The organism is Ilumatobacter sp. (assembly GCF_041688325.1).
GTDB lineage: Bacteria > Actinomycetota > Acidimicrobiia > Acidimicrobiales > Ilumatobacteraceae > Ilumatobacter_A.
The window spans coordinates 1-7,522 of record NZ_JBDNIJ010000028.1; the positions used below are offsets into that span (position 1 = coordinate 1).

Here is a 7,522-nt window from a genome sequence, read left to right on the forward strand (position 1 = left end):
CATCCAGTCTTCGCTCAAGAACGCATGGGTCATAGACAACACGATACCTGTGACCTGCGCGCAGGGAGAAACGCAGGACGACAGGCCAAATGCGCCATACTGCGACAGTGATGCGACGAGTGATTTTGGTCATGGCTGCAGTGACGCTGATTGCGTCGAGCTGCTCGGCTGGCAGCGACGACGCTGTTTCTGAGACTGCTTCTGACGCTGCTCCTGAGGCTGTTTCTGAGGCTGCTCCGGATGACACAGAAATCAATGAGGAACTGGTCGAAACCACCGAAGTCGCGAACTCCAATCAGCAGGTCACCGACTTGGATGATGCAGAACTCGCAATGTTTCTTGCTGCACTGAGTGACGACGAACTCGACGATCTACTTCTCGAACTGGATGACGACAGCTACAACCGGATCCTCGACGTCCTCGAGGCAACCGAGGTAACCGACGACGAGCCGCCCGTGACGGACGGTGATTCTGCGGTCGCTGGCCCGGACGAACTCGATGAAGACGAGCAGGCAATCCTCGATGAGCTGCAGGAGAATGGCTTCTGCGACCCGGCCGACATCGAAGACGGGGGCGTTGTCACCGCCATGCACTTCGTCGTGAAGGGCCAGCTGCAGCCGCCTTGCTCGGGCGAGGTGGACCCTCGCCTTGAGGCAGCCTGGACCGCAATGGCCGACGTGACGCCGGCTGCACTGCTGAGCGACATTTCGCTCTTCGCAGGTTTTGAAGGGTGCGATACATGCGACACCCTGGCGTTCGTCACCACCCTCGACGATGACGCCGAGTTCTTCCTGATGGCAATCGACGTTGAGGCCGGCGTCGACGACCTCAACGAGCTTGCTTTGACGATGCAGCATGAGTTAACGCACGTCTTCACCCAAGTTCCAGCGACTCAGCTCGACATCTCGATCCCCGCTGAAGAGTGCACCACGTACTACAACGGAACTGGTTGCTTCCGCGAAGGCGCCTACACCTGGGCTTGGATCCAGCGGTTCTGGGACGCGGAGGCGCTGGCCACTATCCCCGCGGACGGTGATGTGAACGAGGAGGCAGGCGAAGCGCGCTGCGTGGCCGACGCCCCGTACACCGGCCCCTATGGCGCGAGTAACCCCGAAGAAGACATCGCCGAGGTGTTCGCGGCCTACGTGTTCGACGTCGAGGTCAGTGCAGCGCTCGACGAGAAACTCGCCTTCTTCGACCAGTTTCCGGAGTTCCGCGAAGTGCGTGAGCGGGCCGAGGCGCTCGGGCGCCACGAAGCTGCATATTCCTTCGACAACTGCTGATCGATCGAGAACTGCCTAGGCAGGGGTGGTGGCCGTGGTGATCTGGTCGAGGAACGGCTGGTCGATGTCGAACCCGAGGCCGGGTGATCGAGGGACCGTGACGTGGCCGTCGTGGATCGTGATTGGGTCAGTCACGATGTCTTGTGCGTAGAAGCGGGTCGAGGCGCTGATGTCACCCGGCAACGTGAATCCGGGGAGCGACGCGAGGACAGCGTTGGCGGCTCGTCCGATACCCGTTTCGAGCATTCCTCCGCACCACACGGGGATACCGGCGCTGACGCACAGGTCGTGGACCCGGACAGCTTCGAGGTATCCCCCGACTCGGCCGGGCTTAATGTTCGCGATCTCGCAGGCACCCAATGCAATGGCATCGGCAGTTCCTGTAGCTGAAACAAGTGACTCATCGAGGCAGATCGGTGTGTCGACCTCGGCGGCTAACTGGGCGTGGCCGATGATGTCGGCCTCTGGCAATGGCTGCTCGATGAGCAGCAGGTCATAGGCATCAAGGCGTGCGAGATGAGCACCATCGGTCCGTCGATAGGCCGTGTTGGCGTCGACTTGCAGGGGCGTGTCGGGCCCGATGAGGTCGCGGACCGCAGCGACGTGCTCGATGTCAGAGCCGGGCTCGATCTTCAGTTTGATACGAACGTAGCCGTCGTCCATGTAGCCCTGCACGGTTGTCAAGAGCGAGTCGACGGTGTCGTGAATGCCGACACTCACACCACTCGGGATCGTCAGCCTGGTCGCACCGAGGAAGTCGGCAAAAGAGGTGCCCGTCGACCGCAGCTGGGCATCGAGAATCGCCATCTCGATCGCGCCCTTCGCCATTGGATGGCCGTGAAAGCGAGCCATTGCTCGAGTCGCTCCGGCAGCATCGATCGGGCCGGCGTGACGCACCGCGGGAATGAGGTGCGCGAGCATTACGTGCTGGGCTCCGTCGACGTACTCGGGCGAGTAGGTCGGCTCAGCGAGTGCAACACACTCACCCCAGCCCTCGGTCCTGACACCGTCGCTGTCGATCAACTCGACACGCACCAGGAGGATGTCGCGATCGGTTTCGACGCCGAAGCTGGTCCGGAACGGTGCGACGAGGGCGAGTGCGATGCGGCGGAGTTCGATGGCTCCAAGTGTGAAGATCCGTGCGCTACTCATGATGCCACCACGTAATCGCCGTCACGAGTAAAACCGACGATCTGAGAACCAGACGTGAGCGCCTCGTTCAATGCCGATCGTGTCGAGCCGCGCCATCGAGCGACCTCATTCGGGTCAGTTCGGCGCAATGTCACGATGTCGTCCGGCGTCGGGATCAGCGTGACGCCAGGCTGGCCAAGGTGTGCAGCGCCGTCGCGGGGTGCAGCTTCGGGATCGGTCGCAGTCGACCACGCCATGAGTAGACGGTCAGAGTCGTCGCCGGCGTTGATTGCATCGGTCATCGTCCCGTAGAAGTGTGGGAGGTACTCGTGAACTTCCGCTCCAAGAATCGCGATGTTGAACCAGGCGTTGCGCTGGACGAGCGGGTCGAAGGTCCAGACAATCCATTCGATTCCTCGGTCGAGCGCCCATTGCTGTTGGTGCAGCTTCATTGCCCGACCGAGGCCCGTGCTGCGGGCCCCAGGCAAAATGCCGGTGACATGGCTGTGCAGTGCCGGCTGGTCATGGTGGACGGCGAGCACGCCAACGGAGGCACCGAGGATCTCGCCGCGGCCATCGTCACCACGGCTCATATCGAACGCTCCGACCACGTAACCGCCGGCGTGAGAGATCGCCATCAGCATCTCGAGCCGGATGATCTCGGTTGCCGAACCCCACACCTGTTGGAACACGTCGCCCAGAACGACCATTTCGTCGGCGATCGTCAGCTCCCGGATCTGGATTTGGGACGGTGACGACGACGGTTCCGTGCCGGCAGGCGGAGTTTCGCCGTTCGCAGTGTCGATGGTGCTCATGCCTGGACTTCCTCCGCAGCATCGCTTGACGCCAGCGGAACTGGTGTCGGTGTCGCTGTTGCAAGCGCCGACTGTGGATGGGTTCCCCGAGCGACACGGTACGCGCTGCGCACCGCAAGCGCCTTACGAACCTCGGGTCCGACGTCGTCTGCGAACTCGGTGCGGTAGGTGTCGTCGGTGGTGAGGACGACAGTGAAGTACATGCCAGAGAACGATCCGAGGAATACCGAGACCCGGAGCAAGGGCTCGGACAGGATCAGCGGGCGACCGGCAAAGGACCACTCCGCGAGAATGTGAATCTCATCGAGCCGGGTCCAGCCGAGGGTGGTGGTCTCGGTGATGGCGAAGAAGCCGAAACCGACGAAGAAGCCGGTCAGCGCCACCGTTACGAGGGTGATCTGTAGGGCCTGTCCAAACAAGACGATTAAGCCGATGTTGAAACGTTGACGCAGACGAAGCCGGTCCTCGACAAGTTTGCCAGAGGGGGTCTGTAGCCCGGCTGCTGGTGTCCCTTCCAGGTGCTCATCAATGTCGCTCCACGACTCGAATGACCGCATCGCGCGGATCACACCTGGAACCCGGCTCAATGCGAAGGTCACCCCGAGCGAGGCGAACGTCAAGATGACCACGACGTAGGCCCACCCGTTCAGGGTGCCGGCCATCTCCCAGACTTCGGCGTTGATGAACAAGAAGGTGTTGAACAGCAGCAGCAGCGGGAGTGCACGGGCGACGAGCGAGCCCAGCCCGGTCAACTGATTTCGGCCACGCCGCAGACCCCATCGTGTGAGCGGCCCCAGCCCGTATGAGGACCAAATATAGATCGCTGCGAGAAGGACGGTTGCGGACAGGACGCTCTCGATTGCATCGCCGGTCTGCTCGAACAGCAGGGCGGGGACGGCCGGGCCCAAGAGGAAGAGCGCCAGTTCCGGCGCATCGATATCGGTCGGCCGGGCGAAAGCCGGAACGCCGCGTAGGCGATTGGATAACACCCAGGCGGCCAACAGCATGGCCATGACGGCCACGGCGACGAAGAGATTCCGTTGGAGCGACCAATCGGCGAGGTTCAGCGCATTGAGCCCCTGCAGCAGATATGCGACGACGAGTAGTGGCAGTGCGCGGGTCCACGCATCGAGCACTGATCCGTCGCTTTTTCGCTCGACGAAGTGCGGAACACCGCGATCGACGAACCAGAGCTCGATGGCCCGCAGATCGGGTTGTGCGGAGTGGTCATCGGACACGTCTCGCACGGTACATCCTCGGTGATCGGTGGCCGCGACGAGCACCGATGCAAACGGTTCGTCAAATCTCTTGGAAGGGGGACCGGAGCGCCGATAGGAATTCACTATGGCTCGTATCCTGGTGACAGAAGAAATTGCTGACGGTGGACTCGAACGGCTTCGTCAAGCCGGTCACGAAGTTGACATCCAGGTCGGCAAGTCAGCCGAAGAACTCCTCACGATCATCCCGGGGGCCGCAGCGCTCATCATCCGCTCCGCGACACAGGTCAATGCAGAACTGCTCGCAGCTGCCAACAATCTGATGGTGGTGGGCCGTGCTGGCATTGGCCTCGACAACGTCGATGTTGCTGCAGCCACCAAGCAGGGCGTCATGGTCGTCAACGCGCCGCAGAGCAATATTGTGTCGGCCGCAGAGCACACGATGGCACTGCTGCTCGCCACCGCGCGCAACGTTCCTCAGGCCCACGCCGCGCTGGTCGCTGGGCGCTGGGAGCGCAGCCGCTGGACCGGGGTCGAGCTCGTCGACAAGACCCTCGGTGTCGTTGGCCTCGGCCGCATCGGCAAGCTCGTTGCTGACCGCGCGAAGGCGTTCGGCATGCGAATCGTGGCCTACGACCCGTTCGTCTCAGAAGATCGTGCGAAGGTGATGGGCGTCGAACTGATGGGTCTCGATCAACTGGTGGCGGAGTCAGACTTCTTGACGGTCCATCTCCCCAAGACGCCCGAGACGCTTGGCCTCATCAACCGAGACCTGCTGCTCAAGGCCAAGCCTTCGCTGCTCGTCATCAATGTCGCCCGCGGCGGCATTGTCCATGAAGGCGATCTGGCTGATTGCATCCGTGATGGCGTGATTGCGGGTGCTGGTCTCGACGTGTTCTCGACCGAGCCCATGACCGAGTCGCCGCTGTTTGAACTGCCGAGCGTCGTCGTCACCCCGCACCTCGGTGCGAGCACCAACGAAGCCCAAGATAAGGCCGGCGACACCATTGCCACCATGGTCGAGCTCGCTCTCGCCGGCGAGTTCGTGCCGTTCGCTGTCAACGTCGATGCTGCCGAAGCAAACGAGACGCTCCGTCCGTACCTGCCACTCGCCGAGCGTCTCGGTGCGTTGTTCGTCTCGCTGAATGGCTCGCTCCCGAAGACGCTTGAGGTCTGCACCGAAGGTGAAATCGCCGGTTACGACACCCGCATCCTCGAACTCGCTGTTCTGAAGGGCTTCTTCGGTGCCATTTCTGACGAACCTGTCACCTACGTCAACGCGCCACAGCTCGCCAAGGAACACGGCGTCGAAGTACGTGACGTCAACTGCGCTACGGCGGCCGACTACGTCAACCTCTTGACCCTGCGCGGCGGCGGGCATTCGATCGCTGGCACGCTCTCGGGCCCGCGGAACGATCAGCGCATCGTCAACATCGACAACATCCCGTTTGATGTGCCTCCGGCCGACCACATGGTCGTCATCACGAACGACGATCGGCCGGGCGTCATTGGCACCGTCGGCACGATCCTCGGCAACGCCGAGGTCAACATTGCCGATATGGACGTCAGTCGCGTCGACGGATCCGGAACGGCGGTCATGCTGATTGCTCCGACCGCTGCCATCCCCGAGGCCACACTCGCTGCGCTGCGTGCCGCCCCCGGCATCATTGATATCAAGACCCTCTGATCATTTTGGGCGGAAGTTCAAGCCCGTCACACTCCGGTCAGACCAAAGCGTGACAAGAACATCACGCTCGGTCTGGGTTGATCGTGAGTGATGTTGCGGTGCGTTGCGCCTCGGCCCGTGCCGCCTCAGCAAAATCGTCGCCGCTGCTGGCGTAGAGCACCGCTCGCGAGGAACTGACCATCAGCCCGTTGTGGGCTGCGTTGGAACCGTGTTCGACGACGGTCGCAGCATCGCCACCCTGTGCTCCAACGCCGGGCACGAGAAACGGGATGCCGGGTGCCGCGGCTCGCACCTCGGCGAGTTCTTGCGGGTAGGTCGCGCCGACGACCAGGCCGCAGTCGCCAAGCTGGGACCACTCGTTGGCGACCCGCTCGGCCACGTGCATGTAGATCGGCTTGGCACCGTGCTCATCAGCAGTGACCAGCGACTGGAAGTCGTCGCCGCCGGGGTTGCTCGTGCGGCACAGGGCAATGACGCCGCCGCCACCGTCATTGGTGTGCTGGAAGAATGGTTCGACCGAATCGGTCCCGAGGTAGGGGTTGACCGTCACGGCATGTGCGCCATACCGACCGAACGCCTCGCGGGCATAGTGCTCGGCGGTTGAACCGATGTCGCCGCGCTTGGCGTCGAGGATGAGGGTGACGTCTGGATAGGTCTCCCGGATGTACCTGCAGATTCGTTCGAGCGCAGCTTCTTCACGTTGGCTCGCGAAATAGGCGACCTGCGGCTTGAATGCGCAGACGAGGTCAGCAGTTGCATCGATAATTGCTCGGCAGAACCGTTCGGTTGCATCGGGAGCTCCGTCGAGCGGGCTCGGCATCCGGGCTGGATCAGGGTCGAGGCCGACACAGAGCATCGACGACGACGCCGCCCACGAACGTTCGAGCTGCGCGTGAAATCCCACGCTGGAAACCTACCGAAAATGGCCCGAAGCGGCGGAATCTCCGTCGGCTCAGGCGGCGAATTGGACAGTGGGCGAACAAGCGGGCGAGCGAGTTGTGGTCGCGCGCTGCTGGGATTACTCGACCGTAATTGCTGCGGTTGGGCACATGTCGGCTGCCTCGTTGACCTTGGCGGCCAACTCGGGCCCTGGATTTTCCTGCAGAATGTAGAGGTAGCCGTCGTTGCGGACCTCGAACACTTCGGGGCACACCTGCATGCATGCGCCGGTCGATGCGCAGCTGTCGAAGTCGACGGTGACCTTCATGGTGTTTTCTCCTGTGTTGTCCGGGGTGTTGTCCGGGGTGTTGTTCGGGGTGTTGTTCGGGGTGTTGTTCGGGGTGTTGTTCGGGGTGTTGTTCGGGGTGTTCAAGCCTTGGCCGGACGGTAGCCGTCCGCAACCGCGTCGGCCGCAGTGGCATAGCAACGCTCTGACTTGGTGCGGTCGTA

General features: G+C 62.4%; 7 protein-coding genes. 2 read left to right on the forward strand and 5 right to left on the reverse strand.

Annotated elements, in window-relative coordinates; all coding sequences use genetic code 11:
* Positions 1–110 precede the first annotated feature (110 nt).
* Positions 111–1,283: a hypothetical protein gene (locus tag ACH2EI_RS02170; protein WP_395153104.1), complete on the forward strand. Its 1,173-nt coding sequence runs from the start codon at positions 111–113 to the stop codon at positions 1,281–1,283.
* Positions 1,284–1,298: 15 nt separating this feature from the next.
* Here ACH2EI_RS02170 and menC read toward each other — a convergent pair whose 3' ends face one another.
* From menC to ACH2EI_RS02185, 3 genes are read right to left on the reverse strand one after another with little or no spacing between them, the layout of a single operon-like run.
* Entirely contained in the window at positions 1,299–2,435 is a 1,137-nt protein-coding gene (gene menC / locus ACH2EI_RS02175; protein ID WP_395159007.1) for an o-succinylbenzoate synthase, read from the reverse strand.
* Positions 2,432–3,229, reverse strand: a complete 798-nt coding sequence (locus ACH2EI_RS02180) for a GNAT family N-acetyltransferase (protein ID WP_395153106.1) — start codon at positions 3,227–3,229, stop codon at positions 2,432–2,434. Before ACH2EI_RS02180 ends, menC begins: the two co-directional genes overlap by 4 nt.
* Positions 3,226–4,467 (reverse strand): hypothetical protein, encoded by a 1,242-nt coding sequence (locus tag ACH2EI_RS02185; RefSeq protein ID WP_395153107.1) that lies wholly within the window; start codon positions 4,465–4,467, stop codon positions 3,226–3,228. Before ACH2EI_RS02185 ends, ACH2EI_RS02180 begins: the two co-directional genes overlap by 4 nt.
* Positions 4,468–4,573: 106 nt before the next feature.
* On the opposite strand from ACH2EI_RS02185, the gene serA reads away from it, so the two are divergent.
* Entirely contained in the window at positions 4,574–6,133 is a 1,560-nt protein-coding gene (serA, locus tag ACH2EI_RS02190; protein ID WP_395153108.1) for a phosphoglycerate dehydrogenase, read from the forward strand.
* Between the two features lie 61 nt (positions 6,134–6,194).
* Here serA and pyrF read toward each other — a convergent pair whose 3' ends face one another.
* Together pyrF and ACH2EI_RS02200 are read right to left on the reverse strand one after the other, a co-directional pair.
* Positions 6,195–7,037: an orotidine-5'-phosphate decarboxylase gene (gene pyrF / locus ACH2EI_RS02195; protein ID WP_395159009.1), complete on the reverse strand. Its 843-nt coding sequence runs from the start codon at positions 7,035–7,037 to the stop codon at positions 6,195–6,197.
* A gap of 114 nt (positions 7,038–7,151) precedes the next feature.
* Positions 7,152–7,522, reverse strand: a 371-nt coding sequence (locus tag ACH2EI_RS02200) for a ferredoxin (protein WP_395159011.1), incomplete at its 5' end; no start/stop codon positions are given.